Origin of the sequence: Methanoregula sp., assembly GCF_028712425.1 — an archaeon.
Taxonomy (GTDB): domain Archaea; phylum Halobacteriota; class Methanomicrobia; order Methanomicrobiales; family Methanospirillaceae; genus Methanoregula.
Map to the genome: position 1 here is coordinate 15,694 of NZ_JAQTQD010000004.1, position 19,131 is coordinate 34,824.

General features: G+C 47.8%; 21 protein-coding genes. 15 read left to right on the forward strand and 6 right to left on the reverse strand.

Features of this window, described 5'->3' with window-relative positions:
* Positions 1–455: 455 nt before the first annotated feature.
* Together PHF39_RS02910 and PHF39_RS02915 are read right to left on the reverse strand one after the other, a co-directional pair.
* On the reverse strand, positions 456–1,205 hold the full coding sequence (locus tag PHF39_RS02910; RefSeq protein ID WP_300220009.1) for a winged helix-turn-helix transcriptional regulator: 750 nt from the start codon (positions 1,203–1,205) through the stop codon (positions 456–458).
* Between the two features lie 95 nt (positions 1,206–1,300).
* Positions 1,301–1,756, reverse strand: coding sequence for a peptidase domain-containing protein (locus PHF39_RS02915; RefSeq protein WP_300220011.1), 456 nt, complete (start codon positions 1,754–1,756; stop codon positions 1,301–1,303).
* 492 nt (positions 1,757–2,248) lie between these two features.
* Between PHF39_RS02915 and PHF39_RS02920 the strand changes: the two genes are divergently transcribed.
* The 11 genes from PHF39_RS02920 (at position 2,249) to PHF39_RS02970 (ending at position 14,058) form a co-directional block, all read left to right on the forward strand.
* The gene (locus PHF39_RS02920) at positions 2,249–3,430 is read left to right on the forward strand and encodes a C39 family peptidase (protein WP_300220013.1); all 1,182 of its coding nucleotides are present in this window, start codon (positions 2,249–2,251) and stop codon (positions 3,428–3,430) included.
* A gap of 36 nt (positions 3,431–3,466) precedes the next feature.
* Complete coding sequence (locus PHF39_RS02925) at positions 3,467–4,834, forward strand: PQQ-binding-like beta-propeller repeat protein (RefSeq protein ID WP_300220015.1); 1,368 nt, start codon at positions 3,467–3,469, stop codon at positions 4,832–4,834.
* A gap of 533 nt (positions 4,835–5,367) precedes the next feature.
* Positions 5,368–6,414, forward strand: a complete 1,047-nt coding sequence (locus tag PHF39_RS02930; protein WP_300220017.1) for a hypothetical protein — start codon at positions 5,368–5,370, stop codon at positions 6,412–6,414.
* Positions 6,389–6,964, forward strand: coding sequence for a hypothetical protein (locus PHF39_RS02935; RefSeq protein ID WP_300220018.1), 576 nt, complete (start codon positions 6,389–6,391; stop codon positions 6,962–6,964). Before PHF39_RS02930 ends, PHF39_RS02935 begins: the two co-directional genes overlap by 26 nt.
* Before the next feature lie 11 nt (positions 6,965–6,975).
* On the forward strand, positions 6,976–7,419 hold the full coding sequence (locus PHF39_RS02940) for a hypothetical protein (RefSeq protein WP_300220020.1): 444 nt from the start codon (positions 6,976–6,978) through the stop codon (positions 7,417–7,419).
* Between the two features lie 344 nt (positions 7,420–7,763).
* Entirely contained in the window at positions 7,764–8,189 is a 426-nt protein-coding gene (locus PHF39_RS02945) for a hypothetical protein (protein WP_300220022.1), read from the forward strand.
* A 351-nt stretch (positions 8,190–8,540) separates the two neighbouring features.
* Positions 8,541–9,578 (forward strand): hypothetical protein, encoded by a 1,038-nt coding sequence (locus PHF39_RS02950; protein WP_300220024.1) that lies wholly within the window; start codon positions 8,541–8,543, stop codon positions 9,576–9,578.
* Between the two features lie 191 nt (positions 9,579–9,769).
* Positions 9,770–10,339 carry a hypothetical protein gene (locus tag PHF39_RS02955; protein ID WP_300220026.1) on the forward strand — a complete coding sequence of 190 codons (570 nt, stop codon included), beginning with the start codon at positions 9,770–9,772 and terminating at the stop codon, positions 10,337–10,339.
* 379 nt (positions 10,340–10,718) lie between these two features.
* Positions 10,719–11,672: a PQQ-binding-like beta-propeller repeat protein gene (locus tag PHF39_RS02960; RefSeq protein WP_300220028.1), complete on the forward strand. Its 954-nt coding sequence runs from the start codon at positions 10,719–10,721 to the stop codon at positions 11,670–11,672.
* A gap of 414 nt (positions 11,673–12,086) precedes the next feature.
* Positions 12,087–12,512 carry a hypothetical protein gene (locus PHF39_RS02965; protein ID WP_300220022.1) on the forward strand — a complete coding sequence of 142 codons (426 nt, stop codon included), beginning with the start codon at positions 12,087–12,089 and terminating at the stop codon, positions 12,510–12,512.
* Positions 12,513–12,864: 352 nt separating this feature from the next.
* A complete protein-coding gene (locus PHF39_RS02970) occupies positions 12,865–14,058 on the forward strand; it encodes a hypothetical protein (protein WP_300220030.1) in 1,194 nt (397 codons plus the stop codon).
* Here the strand turns inward: PHF39_RS02970 and PHF39_RS02975 are convergent.
* Entirely contained in the window at positions 14,055–14,453 is a 399-nt protein-coding gene (locus PHF39_RS02975) for a hypothetical protein (protein WP_300220032.1), read from the reverse strand. The two genes, PHF39_RS02970 and PHF39_RS02975, sit on opposite strands and share 4 nt — an antisense overlap.
* 6 nt (positions 14,454–14,459) lie before the next feature.
* Here PHF39_RS02975 and PHF39_RS02980 point away from each other — a divergent pair, with 6 nt between their 5' ends.
* From PHF39_RS02980 to PHF39_RS02990, 3 genes are all read left to right on the forward strand, one after another.
* A complete protein-coding gene (locus PHF39_RS02980) occupies positions 14,460–15,287 on the forward strand; it encodes a hypothetical protein (RefSeq protein ID WP_300220034.1) in 828 nt (275 codons plus the stop codon).
* Between the two features lie 90 nt (positions 15,288–15,377).
* On the forward strand, positions 15,378–15,800 hold the full coding sequence (locus PHF39_RS02985) for a hypothetical protein (RefSeq protein ID WP_300220036.1): 423 nt from the start codon (positions 15,378–15,380) through the stop codon (positions 15,798–15,800).
* A gap of 301 nt (positions 15,801–16,101) precedes the next feature.
* Complete coding sequence (locus tag PHF39_RS02990; RefSeq protein WP_300220038.1) at positions 16,102–16,467, forward strand: hypothetical protein; 366 nt, start codon at positions 16,102–16,104, stop codon at positions 16,465–16,467.
* A 31-nt stretch (positions 16,468–16,498) separates the two neighbouring features.
* On the opposite strand, the gene PHF39_RS02995 is transcribed toward PHF39_RS02990, so the two are convergent.
* Both PHF39_RS02995 and PHF39_RS03000 read right to left on the reverse strand, forming a co-directional pair.
* Entirely contained in the window at positions 16,499–17,071 is a 573-nt protein-coding gene (locus PHF39_RS02995; RefSeq protein WP_300220039.1) for a heme-binding protein, read from the reverse strand.
* A gap of 83 nt (positions 17,072–17,154) precedes the next feature.
* A complete protein-coding gene (locus PHF39_RS03000; RefSeq protein ID WP_300220041.1) occupies positions 17,155–17,631 on the reverse strand; it encodes a pyridoxamine 5'-phosphate oxidase family protein in 477 nt (158 codons plus the stop codon).
* Positions 17,632–17,923: 292 nt separating this feature from the next.
* Here PHF39_RS03000 and PHF39_RS03005 point away from each other — a divergent pair, with 292 nt between their 5' ends.
* Positions 17,924–18,817, forward strand: coding sequence for a transglutaminase-like domain-containing protein (locus PHF39_RS03005; protein ID WP_300220043.1), 894 nt, complete (start codon positions 17,924–17,926; stop codon positions 18,815–18,817).
* A gap of 109 nt (positions 18,818–18,926) precedes the next feature.
* Here the strand turns inward: PHF39_RS03005 and PHF39_RS03010 are convergent.
* Positions 18,927–19,131: hypothetical protein (locus tag PHF39_RS03010; protein WP_300220045.1), on the reverse strand; the 205-nt coding region annotated here is incomplete at its 5' end.

Below are 19,131 nucleotides of genomic sequence, written 5' to 3' on the forward strand. Positions count from 1 at the left end.
GGGACTGTTTCGTGAATTTCCCTGAAATTTCTGTCTATTTTACGACGGTGAAATGGTTCCGGAACACGGGACAATATGAGACAATTAGGGCGAAGGATTGCGAAGGGGGGCAGGGTAACCCAGGGGGGGGTCCAGGACAAGGTCGTCCGGTGGGTTCTATGTGGGGGGTATCCGATCCGGGCACGTATGGGGCCCGGATTCGCCACTTTTCCGGATCTGGGGGGACAAATTCGCCAAAATGGGGTACTAATTCCCCATTTTTCAGCAATTTCACGTCGGAGAAATGGGGACGCTATTGAGCGCTTTTGGGCGGGCGATTTTTTTTCAGATGGGTTCCGGCACGGGAAACGAGGGGATCGGCTGCTGGAAGGGCGAAATGAAGGAAAGCCGGGACGGGGTGCTGTACGGGGCCGGATTGGGGAATGGAAGGGGCAAATGAAAAGAAGCCCTCAGCATCATGCGGATTGAGAAATGTTGTCGGCCATTCCTGTTTGCATAATGTCACTCTTTTGGATCAGGTATTTTTCCAGATAATTCCGTACCTCCGGCGGTATTTCATACCTGGCATTTTTTCCAGACTTTTCAAGAGATATTATACCGGCGTCACTGAGTCGTTTCGTATACCATGTAACCATTAATCCGGAAATCCCCAGTCTGTTTCCCAGCTCCTTCCGGTTTATCTCAGGATCATTCATGAGCAACAGCAGGATCCGCCGGTCTGTTGTATTCTGGATGAATTTTAAAACGATCATTTCCCGGCCGGAATATTTTTTGGATTTTTCAAAATATCGTGCGTTTCCTTCAGACTCAAGGATGGAAATTTTTTTGTTTGTGTGCAATAGTATCAGATGGTAGCGGAGTGTTCCTCGTTTCACACCGGTTTTCCGGACGATCTCATTGAAAAAGATACCGGGATTTTCCTGGATGCACTGATAAACCTGTACCCGGGTATCGTTAAAAAAAAGGTTTTTTCTGGCAACTTTCCGATAGCCCAGATACAGGTAGAATTTTGTGAACAGGACCACTTGAGTTACTAGTTCAAGAAGCGGCGAAACGGACAGGGCGAGGGACAGAAGAATAACCTGGAGGGGTAGTTCCCAGAAACTGACCTCTTTTGTCGCAAATGGGGTTCCCGGATCCATTCCTGAAGGAACCGGCGAGACGATATATCCGCCAAAATTCTCTGCGGTGGCATGGCCAACCATGAGTGGGCAGATGGATAAAAGAATGAAAAATACCAGGAATCGTGAAGTATTCATCGACAATACTTTTTCTCCCCGTTATGAAAAAAGGGTTGTGGTCAATATCCGGATGCAGAGTATGAATAGGTCTGTGTTCCGGTTACCGAGCTTCCGTACACCTTCGATGACCAGGTTCCTGAGGGAAGGCCACCGGAACGGGTTACCATCAGGTAGATACGACCATCGATGACTCCATCGGCAGGATCGTAATACGGTCCGAGTACCGATGCATCCGGTGTATAGAGGGTTAACGCCAGTGAGTTTGCGGAAGTCCCCCAGTTCAGGTCGGAAAAGAACCTTGTCGCACCCGATGGAACGGATGTCGTGTGCCAGCGGGTCTGGCTCTGGGTAATGGTATACGATGTTAATGCAAAAACATCGGCGAACCGTGACGGTGCATTTTCAACAGTAGTGACAGTATACCCGTCCTTTTCTTCGATTACCTTTGCCGATACCGATGGAATGGACAGTGCCAATCCAACAATGAACAACAGTGCTAGCCAGTGAACCTTCATGGTATCACAGGGTAGCATGAAGCGGGATGGATAATCCCTTTTGTCGGCCAAAACTTAACACGTTTTTTCCAAAGATTAAGTTTTGACCGACAAATCGTTTATAAAAAAACAGGTTATGTGGAATGGCGGTTGTTGTTTTATTCCGCCAATCCGGGGAGAAACCATGGTATCACATCCTTTCTCTCTCCGGGTTGTATTTTTTCAGTTTTTTCATTGCAGTGGATAAGAAGCCGGAGTTCCCGTTTGCGGGAGACCGGACATGTTAAGTTTTGGCCGACAAATCGTTTATTATTCCCTGACAAAACGTCCGGTGTGGACAGCCGGAGGTTGTTCCTATGCAGGAGATAGGTAACATCACATCCCAATGACCTTCCCCCTCTTGCATCTCTGCAGGTATTTCCTGCCCTGCCACGAGGCAGTTCTGATCTGGATTGCCAAGCGGTAGCTATCGAAAAAAGAAAGATGAAACGAGGTAATGAAAACATGAGTAACATGAAACTAAGCGTCGTTCTGCTGGCACTGTTGCTGGCAGCGATGGCGATGGTACCGATCGTGAGTGCCGGAGATATTAGTTCTGAACGGATTGCCATTATTCAGAATAATTATATCACAGAAAAGGAAGCATATGGCTCTGCCCAATATGAACTTGCACAGTTTGTCTCCGACAGACTTCTCGGGGAAGAGTTCAGCGGAGCATCTGTTAGTCCGGATCCTGTTTCAGTTTACGATATCAATGGCCTGAAACTCTATTATTCGTTTCCACTGCTGAACGGAAAGAAAAAGGTTGGTGAAGTAAAAATCGCCGCCAGCAAGGTTTTTGGCGCGCCCCTAATTTCTATCGGGAATGGGCCGCAGCCAATTGCCATGGATGAGCTGAATAAAAAAGCAGAGCAGGCCCTGAAAAATGCCGGATATTCTCCTGATAAAGCATCCACCCGGCTGGTTTGTTATGCTTACCCGAAGGTCGGGCTTGGAGTGACCGTACCCGCAAAATCCGGTGCAGGAACGACCCTGATTATCGATGCCTACGATTATTCAGTTATACCGGCATCCGGCCAAGGATCGATGTATGAATCCATTTCTCTCGATTCAATGAAATCCGGTGTAGTTTCATGGGAGGCACAAGAGCAGAAGGCCACCAGGCAGTCCCTGACGGTTTCACCGCGTGGAACCGTAAGCAAGACTCTGAGCGGGTTCACGCTGTATGGTCAGGAAGGGACGAACTGGTGCGCCTTTGCCACAGCAAAAATGATCTCAGCATGGTACGGGGTATCTAAATCCCAGGTACAGATTGCCCAGACCGCAGGAGTCAATCCGGACAATGGCGCAACCGAAACTGAGATAACGAATGGTTACTATAAAAAATCCACGGCACAGGGCGGTCTTGGCAAGTCCGGATCTTCCATCCTTATCGGATCCCCATCTAACTTATATGACCTGATCAAATCCGAGATCGATGGTAACCGGCCCGTCGTGATCAACATTGGGATCAATCCGGGGCAGTCAACCAACTACCATGCCCGGGCCTGTGCGGGATATTCACGTGACACCTCCTCCGGGAATATTTATTTCTACCTTTACGATCCATGGCCGGTTAACTCGGGAGCCCTCAGCTGGGAGAGGTGGTATGGTGGCTCAAGTCCTTATGTGTCGTCAATCTTTGTCAAGAGTTGACCCCACCCCTCTCATTTTTCCATGGAGTGCATCTGAATGAAAGGATCCAAAAGGGTTCGGCTCTCCTGCTGTTCCGGAATGGTCCGGTGCCGGGCCGGCACAGGCATCTCTCTTCTCGCGATCCTTTTACTTGCATGCCTGACAACCCCTGTCCTTGCTATTCTGCCCGAGTGTGGGGGGAGGATAGACACAGGAGAGAGTGATGTGTCTGCGGATTCGCTCCTTGCAATGTCCGCCAATAGCTCGCACCTTGCCAGCATATCCGGTAACCGGATATTCCTCGTGACAGAGGACGGCCGGGTAGCGTGGAATTCCACCCCGGGCGGGGATCTGCGACAGATCAAAATCACCTCCGGTGGTGAACGGATCGCTGCTGCATCCTGGGACCGTGAATTGGTGCTCCTTGACGGGAACGGGACACTCCTCTGGAAAAAGGATCTCCCCGATCATGTTCTGGATCTGGCTGTAGCCGGGAACGGGAGTTCGATCCTGACTGCCGGAATGGCTGTATGGCCGGGAACCGGGGGCAATGTTACTCTGACTGATGGTAATGGGACCATGGTATGGAATTACCGGACCCCGGTTCCTGTGGTGAGTATCGCCCAGTCCGATGATGGAAAATATATTGTGGCGGGTGCCAGCGGATATTCTCCGGCCGAGGTATTGCCGGAAGCAGACCTCTTCTTCCTTGACAATACCGGTCATCTTCTCTGGAGCGCGACGACCCATGGAGGGAATGTCGTTGCCATGGATCGTTCCGGCTCATCAGTTGCTGTTGTGACCTCCAATAAAAACATACTGGCATTCTACACCCGGGACGGAAACCGCCTCTTTACCCGCCGGTTACCTGTAGGGACCAGAGGTGTTGTCCTGTCACCTGATGGGAACTCAGTATATATCGCGGTTACCGAAGGAGAATGGCCTTCTGACAATACTCGTGCACTTCCCACAGTTATCTGTCTGGACCGGAAAGGGCAACCTGTATGGAATTACTCTCCTGATGTCAGGAGAAAGAACACGTATTATTCCTCCCTGCATGCCGCAGGAAACGGGCATGTCCTTGTAGCCGGATCATCGGGAGGAATTGTCAGTATCCTTGATGAAAATGGTGTCAGGCTGTCTGAATGCAGCGCAGATGGGCCGGTACAGGATGTTGCCCTATCAGACAACGGGAAAACTATTGGTGTACGGACCGGGGATTCCCTGTACCGGATCACTTGGGAAAAACCAGCGGAAGTCAACCTGTCAGAATCCGGCCCTGAACAATCCTTTGGCGTAACGGCACCTCCCGGGCAGCCAGCCCAGCCAACACCGACCCGTCAAAGCTCTCTGATGATAACCGTTGTTGTGGTGGCCACAGGGATCTCTCTGGCGGTATGCAGGCCCTCTCGAAAACAGGGGTAATGAGTGACGCAGGATTACACGAGAGGATTGCTTAACAGAAAAGTACAGGAGGAGGGGACGAGGTGTCGGCGTCTCAAATCAAACCAACAACCTGGGCTGTCCGGATTGGATGTAAATATCTTATCGGGGACGGACAGGATGCTACTTCATGTGACTGAAGACCCGGTTGTTTTCAGCAGACCTTAATGAAACAATTTTGAGCAAGGTCTGGTTGATCGGTTCGCGGGAGGGATCGGACGGGAGGTGGGTGTAATGGAAACCCAGTATTTCCGGCGAGAATTTATGACAGATATTTACCGGCATGTGTCCGGACGTGTTAAGTTTTGACCGACAAATCGTATTTAAGAAAAAGTATATTTTCCTATTATGGACGACCGGAGGTCGTTCCGATAAATGAGAACGAGCCTGCCTCATATTGAAATGCGGCCAGGCCCTGCCCCTGCCCGAAGGCATGTGAAGATTGTCTTCTGATTCTCTGAAGATTTTTCTGTGCCGGTGAGCGGAGCCTCTAGAAAAAATGGAGTTGAAGAAAAATGAACATACCTAAAACATGGGTCGTCCTGCTGGCACTATTGCTGGCGGCGATGGCGATGGTACCGATGGTGAGTGCGGAAGATAATTCTCAAATAGCAACGGAGATCACTGATAAAGACATCCAGGCGATTTTTGATTCTGCATATGGATCTTTACCGGCATTCCATGATGAAAAAACGAAAACCGTCTATCTTGAAGAGTATGTAAGTCCAGCGCAGAAAGCAATCGATCTTATGGAGTCGAAACAGTACTCCAAAGCACAAATCACTGCAATACTTGAAAAGAATGGATACGGCTGGAATCCGGATACCGGAGCCTGCTGGAAAGGTACTGCACCGACAGATGCAGAACAATCACTTATCAATAAAATCCGTGGTGAGGATTATTCCCCATTTGACCGTGAAGAAGAGAGTCAGAAATTACTACGACATATTGATGACTGGCGTCAGGAATACCGACAGTTGAAGACAGTATCAGGCTCAACATTTTATGGTGTGAATGATTACATGAAACCTGGTCAGATGGTCACCAGTTCATCGGGAACCACTCAGCATGTTGTAACAACCCATGTTGGCCGAAGACCAAATCCCTCGACAGAATGCTGGACAGAAGCCGGTGTAGCTGATTCTATTGCAGACCCCCAAAGACGCTACTTCACGTACGACAATGATGAGGGCGGCTGGAGCTGGCACGGGAATGCCGGTGCAACCACAACAAAAAATTATGAAATCTATGTGACCAGTACGCTAGAAAGTGCAGGATATACGTATCATATCTGGATCGATGGTGCATGGGTACGGACAGGTCACCTAGCATACCGGGAGAATTTTGTTGATCAAGCCAATGAAATCTGGGCTGATGGAAGTAATGCATTCTCCTCAGATCCCAGTATTTCGGAATTCAGGGACAGTACCCTATACCGTAGTTCAGGTAATGTGAAGTGGGCGACAAATGTTGCGACAGAATTTAATCATGTTGGAACTGCAATCTCAGAAAGCAGGGTTGTATCAGGAAATGCATATGACTGGCAGATGTGGATTCCCTAAACTACTATTCATTCTCTCTCTTTTTTTTGTTTTTACATTTTGTATTGGCGCTGGATGTTTGCATGAATCACTATCAGAAAGCAGACAGATAAATTCAAGATATGATTCGGTGGAGAAAAACCAGAGTAAAGAGGCGATCGCTATTGCGCTGGCTGACGAGGAAGTCCGGGCTCTCCTTAAGAATGGCTATTCGTTGAAAAATGTCGGGCCGCTTTGTTATGAAAAAGCACCTGGGGATGGAAATATCTACCAGGCGTGTTTCACTGGTGTTGAATTTGAAACAAAAACCGTGTACCTGGTAGCTTATGTTGATCTGGACAAACACGTGGTAAATTCAACATCCACAATCTATATCCGTAATCCGGTTGTTCCGCCGGCAGGAACGACGTCTCCGGGTACCTCAACTCCCCAAGCTGATAACAGTCTGGCATTTACTCCGGAAAATACCGTTGCGCAGGCAGCGGTGTCCGATGATCTCTATGGGGATTTCTACGATGATAATGCCCGGAGAATCAATGAAGTAAAAGCGAGTGTTACGAGTTATAAATAAGAGAGATATCGATGAAAATTCCATCCAGAATAATATTGTATGCAATTTTTCTCATAATCGGAATTGCATTATCGATCCTGATAATTTCCTATCCCTTTTTCCATTCCGCCCAAAAATTCTCTTCTTGTGTCCCATCGTCCCCCAACCCGCTTTTCAGTATACAGAATATGGATGAGAACTCGTCACACAGCATCAGGATAACCATATCCTCCCTGGCAAGTCAGATTGTTGCCGAAGAATCGGCCGTTCTTGCCCCGATGATGATACACCAGCAGTATATACCCGGAAATCGGGGAACGGATAGGTATCTTACTACATTTGTTGTTGACGGAAAAACAGTAACTCGGGGTGCCGTAAATGCCTCACAAAATTGCAGTATTCGATTTTCCCTTAATCCGGTTGAAGGCATAAACACATCGGATATGGATATTGCATGTCCTGACCGGCCTTGTTGAGTTCCCTGAACGCAATCGGCAACATAATTCTCTTGGATGGAAACGATGACCTCACACAAACAATACCTTCTTCTTTTTTTCGCAATCATCGTTGTCAGTATAATACTCGCTGTGGGACTATTCGAAGGTCTCAAGACCGATCCGACACCCCCCATGATTCGAACGGGGTGGTACCTCCCTCACAATACTATTGTATGGGCCATTGCGGAACCCGGAATGAACCAGGCCCAATCGGAGCGTTTCGTCCTTTCCGGCGAATATGATGGACCAGCACAACAGTTTCCCCCCTCTCACCATATGCCCGGTACGAGAACTATACCCGGGAAAAAACCGGTGACCGATATATGATTGCGGTCTGGTATTTCACGAAAGAGAGTGCCTTTCTGTCATCGAAAAAAAAGCTTAATGAGTATCTCACTACTTCAGGAACGGTTACACGTGTCTCTCTGAATTATTCCGGATTTGTTTCAACAGATCAATACAACCTTACTCCCATCGGCCCCTCAGCCATACCGTTGTTACCAGAACACCTTGTAACAACCGGGTATGAGAGCAGCAATACTTCGGGCTTGTTTTATACGATAGAAATCCCCGGGACCAGGGAACAAAACGGCGGGGTGCAAACCAGCGCAGGCAACGAGTACTATATTGTATATTACGGGATTGAAGAACCGTTTGGGCTATCATCCCGGTTGGATCTTATCAGAGACCTCATCGGGCATACTTTTACCTTCGATGGGACACATTCTGCAGGTCCGCTCCTGATGTGATAATGACGGGTAAAGTGTCAGACGGGGGTTAAGGTGAGGTTGAACTTGCAGGGGAGTTACTGTATCTCTCATGAGATCTTGGTACTGTTGAGGAAATATCTCTGCCATCGCTACCATTCGCAGGAACGTGTTAAGTTTTGACCGACAAATCGTATTTATAATAAACTATAATTTGAACCCGTGGACAGCCGGAGATTGTCCCAGAACCAGAGAACGGGCCCGCCCCGGATCGAAATGCGGCTGGACCCGGATCCTGCCCGAATGCACGTGAAGATAGTCTTCTGATTCACTGAAGGTTTCTTTGTGCAAGCGAGCGGAGCCAATGGAAAAAATCTAAGGACGTGATAAAAAATGCTACTTGGAAAATTCAACATCCTGCTGCTGGCGCTGCTGGTAGCGGCGATGGCGATGGTGCCGTTTGTAAGTGCCACAAATGGAGACGACGTATATTACAAAAATATTCTCATCTCATCTTTCGGAAATTTGTCTGGTGATATGCAAAAGAATATCGCTGTAACAAATTCGGTTCCGGATACGTGGGTCGATCAGCTCCAAAAAGTAACTGCTGATGCTGATAAGGATCTTGATAAATATTATTATCCAAATGGGCCGGTAATCGGCCATGGATATGATATGTACGGGACAATGGATGTCCAGATCAATAAAGACATGAAAGTGGATCCCACCTTGATAAAAGAAATTTATGAAGTAATTAAGAAAGATGGGGAGAGAAATGGGGTTAAAGACATTCCTTGTAAATTTCTGTCTATCGGTCTGATGAAAGTTGAGTCAAGGTTCGACAAGATCAGGCCTGTCGTTGGAGGAATTGAATTATCCTCTACTAATGGATGGGGCACAACGGGTTTCCGTGGAAGGAATAGTGCGGGAACTCTTGGTATTGTTACTGCCGGACATATTGGAACGCTGAATGCAGCTGCTTACCAGCCGGACTCAAGTGTCAGTGGTTCCTATGTCGGTACGATATCGACTCTTGGAACTACGCTCTCCGATTCAGCATTTATTCCATACAGCAATACTGCCGGCACTTTTTACCAATCGGATGGAATATATGTCACTTATCTCGGCTATGGAGATCCGATTACCGGTCAGACAGTGTATAAAAATGGCGCTGCAACAGGTCTGACATCTGGATCGGTCCTGTTCTTCAATTCCGCATATAACCCGTATCTCGGTAAAAGACTTCCGAACCAGGCATTTGCCTCGTATTCTTCAGCCTCAGGGGACAGCGGAGCTCCAATTTATTATAAACCGAGTACGTTTGTGAACATACTCACGGGAATCCATATGGGAAGTGTCGATCCGGGTTACGGTGTGTTCAGCACGATACCCGCAGTTGACAGTGACCTTGGAATCACCCCCTCCCTTTAATTTTTCAAGGTTTTCTGATTTCCTGAAGCGTCTCAATACCCAGGACAATCTCTCACACCGTAAATAGTCTGAATATTTCCCTGATATACCAATTTGTTCACGGAATTAACAATTTAACGGGGTTCATTTTTCAAAGATTTGGCAATCCTATCCTTTAAGTAAGTCCATTTTTAATTATTTGATGATAATGCATGGATAAAAAATTCCTTATATTTAGTGCAACCATCTGCATTGCTCTATTCATCTTACTGATCTTCATGGTGTCTCCTATACAACCGGAAATAAACGTCAAAAATCCTGCTGTTTATCCAGAGAATATTGTTATTTTTTCCATGGGGAAAGCACCCCTGACTTCAGAAAATATGACTATGGAAAATTATGACGAGTGGTTTTTGAAATTGCGTCAGGTGACCGTTGATTCCGATAAAGATCTTGATACGTATTATTATCCAAATGGACCCGTTATCGGTCATGGTTATGACATGTATGGGACAATGGTTGTCCAGATCAATAAAGACATGAAAGTGGATCCCATCTTGATAAAAGAAATTTATGAAGTAATTAAGAAAGATGGGGAGAGAAATGGGATTAAAGACATTCCTTGTAAATTTCTGTCTATCGGTCTGATGAAAGTTGAGTCAAGGTTCGACAAGATCAGGCCTGTCGTTGGAGGAATTGAATTATCCTCTACTAATGGATGGGGTACAACGGATTTCCGTGGAAGGAATAGTGCAAACATTTTCATGCGTCGCGAAGCATAAATTTCTGTGGATTGATGGCATGAGATTGGACCCACGGTCAGCCATGAGGATATTGTTCCTGATGGGACTCATTTTTCTCACGATTCCAGCCTGTTGCGAGGCGGTCGATCCTCTCTGGACCATGGACTTTCCTGATGCCGGACTGCATCCGGGAATCGTGGGACGAATCGCAATATCTCCGGATAACCGGTTTCTGGTATCCAGCAATCCCGATAAGACTGAACTTTTTGTCGTTTCAACAAACGGGTCCCTGATGTGGTCATACGTTCCCGAAAGGAGTGCGGGAGGGTGGTCACCATGGATATCCGGGATCACGATATCCCCGGATAGTTCGCGTATCGGAATTTCCGTGATGGTCCCCGGGTGTTGCCGGGGAGTTGTGACGAACACTACATCGAACCGGGTGATCCTGTTCGACCAGCAGGGAAACCTGCTCTGGAATTATTCGACCAATGAACCCCCGGGCACTATTGCGATATCCGGTAACGGTGAGGATACTTTCGTTGGTTATCATACCCGGTCACTGATATGCCTTGATCGTTCCGGGGCACTCCGCTGGAAATACAAGTCAGATTCCCCCATTACTGATATTGCGGTATCTCCTGACGGAAATTATCTGCTGGCAACCGGGGGAAATGTGGATGGGCAGTATACAAATGATGCGAATTATCTCGCAAAAGATGGCCGGTTGATCTGGAAGCGTCAGGTGCGGGGTATCAATAATCCCGGCATCTCTCCGGACGGACAGGACCTGATTGTATCCGGCTATCCCGCCCAAAATACGTTCTCTTTCAGTACCGATGGCAGGGTCCGGTGGGAGCATTCGTTATTTTCCGATATCGGGAGGGTATTGTCGCTCACCACCAATGGGAGGTATGTCCTGGCCGGTAGTGAGGATAAGATCCAGCTGCTTGACCATCATGGTGAACAACTCTGGAACTATTCGGTGTCCGCCCCTGTCTACAGTGTTTCCCTCTCGGAGAACGGGGAGACGATCACTGCAGGGACCGCGACCGGAATCGTTGTTTTCGATGGAAGCGGAAATCTCCTGAAAGAGTACCGGCTCAATCAGACCGTTTGCCCGGTCATGGTATCCCGTGATGGAACCTCTGTTGCCGCACTCTCCGATCGGTTGTTATTTTTCCCGGTTCGGGAAGACATGGCTGATCGGATTTTATTTGAAAACAATGTATCGGCCCGCAACAACACAGCAGCTTTATCACTCAGGCCCACAACCCCCACCCTGCCCGGTTTTACCGGCGTTTTCTGTATTACTGTCCTGATGGGGATTGTCACATTCATGGTCTCTGGAAAACGGAAGGGCAGGACATGATGAAACAGAAGAAATTGTGTCTCATGTTCGGTTTTGTTTTGCTGATTCTGCTCTGGATTCGCTGGGAGCGGTTGCGGAGTATTCCCGGCCCACATAATTCTCTCGGAGGGAAACGATGACCTCACACAAACAGAACTTTCTTCTTTTTTTCGCAATCATCGTTGTCAGTATAATAATCGCTGTGGGACTATTCGAAGGTCTCAAGACCGATCCGACACCCCCCATGATTCGAACGGGGTGGTACCTCCCTCACAATACTATTGTATGGGCCATTGCGGAACCCGGAATGAACCAGGCCCAATCGGAGCGTTTCGTCCTTTCCGGCGAATATGATGGACCAGCACAACAGTTTCCCCCCTCTCACCATATGCCCGGTACGAGAACTATACCCGGGAAAAAACCGGTGACCGATATATGATTGCGGTCTGGTATTTCACGAAAGAGAGTGCCTTTCTGTCATCGAAAAAAAAGCTTAATGAGTATCTCACTACTTCAGGAACGGTTACACGTGTCTCTCTGAATTATTCCGGATTTGTTTCAACAGATCAATACAACCTTACTCCCATCGGCCCCTCAGCCATACCGTTGTTACCAGAACACCTTGTAACAACCGGGTATGAGAGCAGCAATACTTCGGGCTTGTTTTATACGATAGAAATCCCCGGGACCAGGGAACAAAACGGCGGGGTGCAAACCAGCGCAGGCAACGAGTACTATATTGTATATTACGGGATTGAAGAACCGTTTGGGCTATCATCCCGGTTGGATCTTATCAGAGACCTCATCGGGCATACTTTTACCTTCGATGGGACACATTCTGCAGGTCCGCTCCTGATGTGATAATGACGGGTAAAGTGTCAGACGGGGGTTAAGGTGAGGTTGAACTTGCAGGGGAGTTACTGTATCTCTCATGAGATCTTGGTACTGTTGAGGAAATATCTCTGCCATCGCTACCATTCGCAGGAACGTGTTAAGTTTTGACCGACAAATCGTATTTATAATAAACTATAATTTGAACCCGTGGACAGCCGGAGGTTGTCCCAGAACCAGAGAACGGGCCCGCCCCGGATCGAAATGCGGCTGGACCTGAACTCTGCTTTATGGTACGTGAAGATGGTCTTCTGATTTTCTGAAGATTTTCTCATGCCGGCGAGCGGAGGCTCTGGAAAAAATCTAAGGACGTGATCAAAAAATGCAACTTGGAAAATTAAACATCCTGCTGCTGGCGCTGCTGGTGGCGGCGATGGTGATGATACCGTGCGTGAGTGCGGTGGAAGAACAACAAGAGCAGGAGAAAATGATTCAGGCAGATCCAAAAACGGATTTGGCTGGATATGTCCCGGTAGATATCCTCAGCATCGATCCATCGGTAAAAGCAGCTACTCCCTATTATTATCTTCTCGTTCTGAGTGATGAGGGGAAAAAGCATTTACTGGACAGTATTGATGCCGCTGAAATAATTGGCGATTCAGGAATCACGGCAACACCGGATGAGAAAGTCTCCTTCAAAAAGAGTCTTAAAACCCTCTGGATGAACTATCCTGTTGTTTCCAAAACAGTCAAGGGTTCTTTGGGATATCCCTCGTATGGAGGAACTGTGACAACCCTGACATTCTCCCCGTCTCTGAAAAAAGAAGTTCACCTGTCGGATGCTGAAAACAGCCTTCTTGCAAAAGTCCAATCCCGAAAACAAGTATCATCCGACAAGATCGCTTCCGGGGGAGTCTCTCCCAAATGGGCAGGATCACCAACACATGAACGGATCAGTTACTGGGCAGCATCCAAGGAATCGTTCCCCCAGCCATCAACTGTTTCTGCAAATGCGCCCGTTCCAGATACCTGGCCGGCAGTCTTACCCGAACCATTCTGTACATTATACCGGTCACTCAACCATTATTACAGCCCAAACACCGGAACTGGAAACGCTCCTTCTCAAACAGCTACGTATATCAGCGCCGCAAATTCGCAATATAAAGCAGGATCGTCATATTACACTCAGGCCGCAACCAGCCTGGGCTATGCATCACATTTCCTTGAGGATGTCGGGAATCCCATGCACACCGGAAAAGAAACTGAACAGTACAGCAATCCATGGGTCCATTTTAACTATGAAGCATATGTAGGCGACCGCTGGTATTCCAGTAATTTTGACACTGTAGTCTCCAACAACAATAACTACTATTGGTATACTGACTGGGCTGCGGGCAACCGGGCACTGGCTGGATACTCGAACGGGTATCTGGATACCATTTACACGAAGGTATACAATAAAGGCCAGAATTGGAACCTGAGCCAAGACACCAGTATCGATGCCATTACTCAGAACCTGGTACTGGCAACGGCAAAATATACCAATGGCCTGGCGTTGTATGCACGGATTGGCTAAAAAATACTATTACAAATTATTTTTTTATGATGCATGATAATAGTGAAATGGATATGAAAAGCAGTCCGTTTTTTGTTCTGGCGGTTTTCAGTTCTGTCATTTTTCTGGTGTGTTTTTCCGGTTGCATCGGGGGTTCCTTTGCCAAAACAGAAACCGTCATTGCGAAACTGGACCCTGCCGGAAATCCCCAGTGGACTACCGTTTTTGAAAATTCCGGTTATGCCAGTGCACGATCGCTTGCCCCAAGCACGGTCAAAGGGATCCAGACCCCCGATGGATATTTCCTTGCCGGTTTTTTCACAAACACAACCGGGCAGGGCTTTCTCCGGGTCCTGTTGACCGATACCTCCGGGCATCTCATCCGTGAAACGCTCGTGCCAGGCATTCAGGACCATATACTCATGATAACTCCCCGGCATGATGGCGGGTATCTTATTGTCAGCGAGCCCGGTTTTCTGTTTATGTTCAGCCGGCAGGGAGAATTTGAGAATGTGGTAAAATTTTCCGATTACCTTTACCAACAGTCCGGCAACGATCCTGATGTTGTTAAAGTCCCACTGGTCACGCTTCTCACAATCAGCTTCTCTGATACGGGCGATCTTACGGCTCTCGTACAGGATCATGCCGACATCTATCATCCTTTCAGGACCATCCGGTTATTTTCCAACGGCACGATCCGGAACGTTCCACTACTTGATCCGGCCGGCATAGATTGGAAAGTGAATATCCGGCCCGTCAAGGATGGTGGTAATATCATCATAAAACCTGTTTACCGGAATGAACCAGGCGGTGGAAAACAGATCCTGCTCGAAAGGACAAATGACGGGGGAATGGTACTATGGAACGCAACACTTGGGACCTGTGCATACACGTTCTGTAATAATGATCTCATCGATATCTCTGAAGAGGAACCACAGAAGTTTACCGTTATCTATCAGTCGCATGAGCAGAGCAATGCAACCTCGTCAACTCCGGTAACGACAATTCGTGTTTTGGTGGACGACAATGGTCATGTTGTGGATCAGGATACACTCCATACTGTGACGGACATGCCGTTGTGGGTCTTCCGGACCGGCAGTATCTCTGACTTCCGGGATATGCTCAGTCAGCGTGACTATGACGTGCTCACCTCAGCAGAGGAATCCGGGAGATACGGGATCCATTCCGTATCCGTTCTCGGGACGGATGATGGGGGATATGCTCTCATTGGAACACGGTATGCGGAGTAAAATGCCGGCAGAAAAAACGCGCCGGAAGAACATTTCATCAGTCTTTATTATTTATCGCTCTCGGGTGTCACTAGTCAGGAGTAAGACGATATGAAAACGATCAGGATACTCATCATACTCTTCCTTATCATCGGAGCCAGTGCCGCGATCCTTTTTTTTTCATCCCCCCTTGTTACCCACCCATCAGAACGTGTTCGACCACCCCTCTTTATTGTCCGTAACATGGACCCGAACCAGACCCATTCTGTCCAAATACAGATTGTAAATGCGTCAGGCACGAATTTGTTTGGAAGGATATATAACCTGGATCCCGGTAACAGCACGATGGCCGATATTCCTGCACCCGACCATAATCTGGATGCATTCTTCAATGTCCTTATTGACGGGCACTACGAATCTGAAATGCTGGTAAACATGAGTCCCACGCACGTAGCGGTAATCGAAATTGGTTCACCGGACGATCCCTATCCGGTATCGTTTTCCGTTATTGATGTTACGCCTAAAAAAGGATAGGCAGAATATTACTATGACAACACAGATGTTTCCGGGGATACCACATTCAGCAGCATGCAGTTCCTTTCAAATCCCATGTCAGTGAAATTACATACTGCCAACTAAAATACCGGTGAATGCCCCTATGAAACACACAACACCTCTCCTTTTTTTCCTGCTGGTCGGGATTGTCCTTGTTTTCTCCGGTTGTATTCAGAGTGATGTTTCTGACCAGTCTCGTATTGTGAAGCCGGAAAATGGGACATACGTCATACCGGGCCATACTTTGACGGTTTCAGGAAATGAATCACCGGATTCACGTGTGACTCGCGTGATTGTTAATGCCCCGAGCCTGTCGACTACAGGAACACCCGTTCTTCTCGTGAATTACTCGGAGATTGCATACATCGGTCAGCAGGATCCTTCCGATCCGGTCGATGAAAACCGGAAGAATGTCGTTGCACGAGCGGCTATTGCCGATGAACGAGTCCGTACCCTTCTTGTTGACGGAGGAAGGATAGAAGGCGTGCTTTTTCAGTGTCATCCAACCCCGAAAGACAGTGGCGGATCGGCCTGTGCCCTGGCACTCCGGGTTCTTCATGAGGGGAGTAACTGGGATTTCCTCGTGGATGAAAAGAGCAGGGAAGTCATATTCGTTCAACGGGAAGTTCTTCCCGGACGGATCTGATTCCCGGCTAGTACCCATGCCGGAACTCCCGCTACCGCCGTATTTCTATCCCCACTTCGTTTCTCCGCAGGAAGCCGGGCGTCCACGGGGAATCGTACCGCATCAGGAACGGCTGGCCTATTGTAACAACTCCATTGTTCTGTAATCCCTCAAGCAACCGGGATGTTTCTGCTTCCACGTCTTCAGGTGGAGCATATCCCGAAAACCGGAGAACAGCGATGTCCCGTTCTGGTATGGCGACGATCCGCACCCTGTTGTCCACGGGGTCGGGGGTCTCCTCCAGCGTTGTTCCCGCGGGCATCACAAACGACATTGTTTTTTCATCGGAGATTACCGGGTCAGTCATGGGAATCTTCTGCGAGCTGATGACCGGAGCAGTCATCGGGATCTTCTCCTTTTGCCGGTTGCTGCCGGAGATATAGGTAAAGAGGAGGTTAAAACCCGCATCGTCACTCGCGGAATCGACAGTTGCAAGTACCAGCGCAGGGTAGTGCCGGAACTCGATCTCGTCACTCTTCCCCGTCACCGTGTACGGGATCGTGCCGGCTGATGACATCATGACAAGCAGGGCAATGATCAGGATTGCCGCAATTGCACCGCTCACGAGCAGTATTGTGTGTATACTGCCTCATGGGACGGTACAGCTCAAAAAGGGCGTTTCCTGCCAACGGCAAAAAGAAAAAGATGTTACCCGTTTTTCAGGGCAACGATATCCTGTACCCCGACCAGTTTCCAGACAAGCGAACGCTCTTCGTTGACGAGCACATCGGGGCGGTCACCTGGCTTGTGGCCAAGGGCGGTGAGTACACGGTGCGAGAGTTTTTTTGCTGTCACCATCTCCACGAATTGCTGGCGGATCTTCTTTTTTGCGGCCGGGTCCTTCACTTCTTCAAGGGATCCCTGCAGGCTGACAAAGGAGAAGCGGGACATGTCCGGGGCGTACTCCTCGATCTCGACCGACACCTTTGGGTTTTTGGCAAAGTACTCCATCTTCCTGCCGTACTTTGTGGAAAGGAAATACAGGTATTTTTTGTCGAACACGTACATGAAGGGCGCAATATAGGAATGCTCGCAGGCCCCAAACGAGATCCGTGAGGCATACTGCCGTTCGATCAGCGCATCGTACTCGGATTTTGTCATTCTGGGGATCTTTTCCGGTTTCATCGTCATTCCCTCACGAAAGATGCTATTGGCGGGGAGGTTCATAAGGCTGGCGGATTTTTTAATGGATACTCAATGGATCCCCTGCCCGGCCCTCCTTTAGAGAGAGGGGGGAAGGGGGGCACCATCTTTTCCAAGAGGTAGGTTTTTGGCAGTCGCGAACACGGATGAAATATTTTCCTTTCAGATAGAAACCATTTAGAAAGTAAAAAATTAAATAAAATTCATGCAATGGGTAAAAGGTGGATTTTTTTGCGTATTTATTGGAATTTTTTGCACTTTTTTTGCCTATTTTATGTATAACGTTCCCCTTGGAAGGTTGAAAGCAGTTTTTTTCCTGGGTCTTATCATAGGACTAATTCTCGAATATATTATGAATAGATTCGATATTGGGAGAACTTTTTTCCCAATGGTTTTTAGTTGTTTTTTTGTTCTGGGTATCGGTTTTTTTATAATTTTTCCCGCAATGTTTGGATCCGAAAATGAAATGATGGAACTTCCCCATGAGGTAAGTTCAGCAATTATTGGCGGAACCAGCACTGCAGTACCGCAGACAGTCTCAACAATACCAATTGTACCTGCGACTGCTTCAACACAAATCAAACGAGTCACCACGGCAACCCCCGTTCAATATTATACACGCAATTATCAGTGGACATTCGATAATTATCGATACACATACACCCTGAAAATCCCAACTTCACTTTACGCATATTACAAAGAACAACCTCACAATAGAAATTATGTGAAATATGCAATTTCTGAACAGGATAGGAAAGCACTCGATCGGATAACAACGACTTTTCAAAACAAGGCAGATTCCAAAACAGAAGCGGCATACAATCTTATCGCATTTATTCAGTCCCTTCCCTATTCCAAAGATTATATTTCGACCGGATATGATGAATATCCCCGGTATCCGATAGAGACACTTGTCGATGGAACGGGGGATTGCGAGGATACTGCAATTTTAACGGCAGCTCTTTTGAAAGAAATGGGGTATGATGTTGTACTGGTTTCCCCGCCACGACATATGGCAGTCGGGATAACCTGTGATGGTTGCAAGGGATCTCCGTTCGTTTACAATCATAAAAATTATTATTATCTCGAAACCACGGGAAATAACTGGAAAGTTGGACAAATTCCGGAAAAATATCAAAATACGAAAGTGAAAATCTATCCAATCTAATCTTTTGTTATTGCTTCTGCTGTCATGGATTGGACAGTTGTCCCTTCGGGCGAGGGCCGGGGGTTTAGTCAAAGAATCCTTTGGACCGTTCAAAGTTCGGTGTCCCACCTCACTTCTCATCGTGGGGATTGGAAAGAATCTCCACGATTCTCCCTCCTGCTCTTCTGCTGAACGACAAGCTCCTCCAATCCGGCCCCTCCAAGGCCCCGGATTCCCCACTTTCCATTCCCGGCAACCAGGACTCGAAGACTTCGTCTTCTCCGTCTCGAGGTTTGATAACCTCTCGAATCTCGAAGACTTCGTCTTCTCCGTCT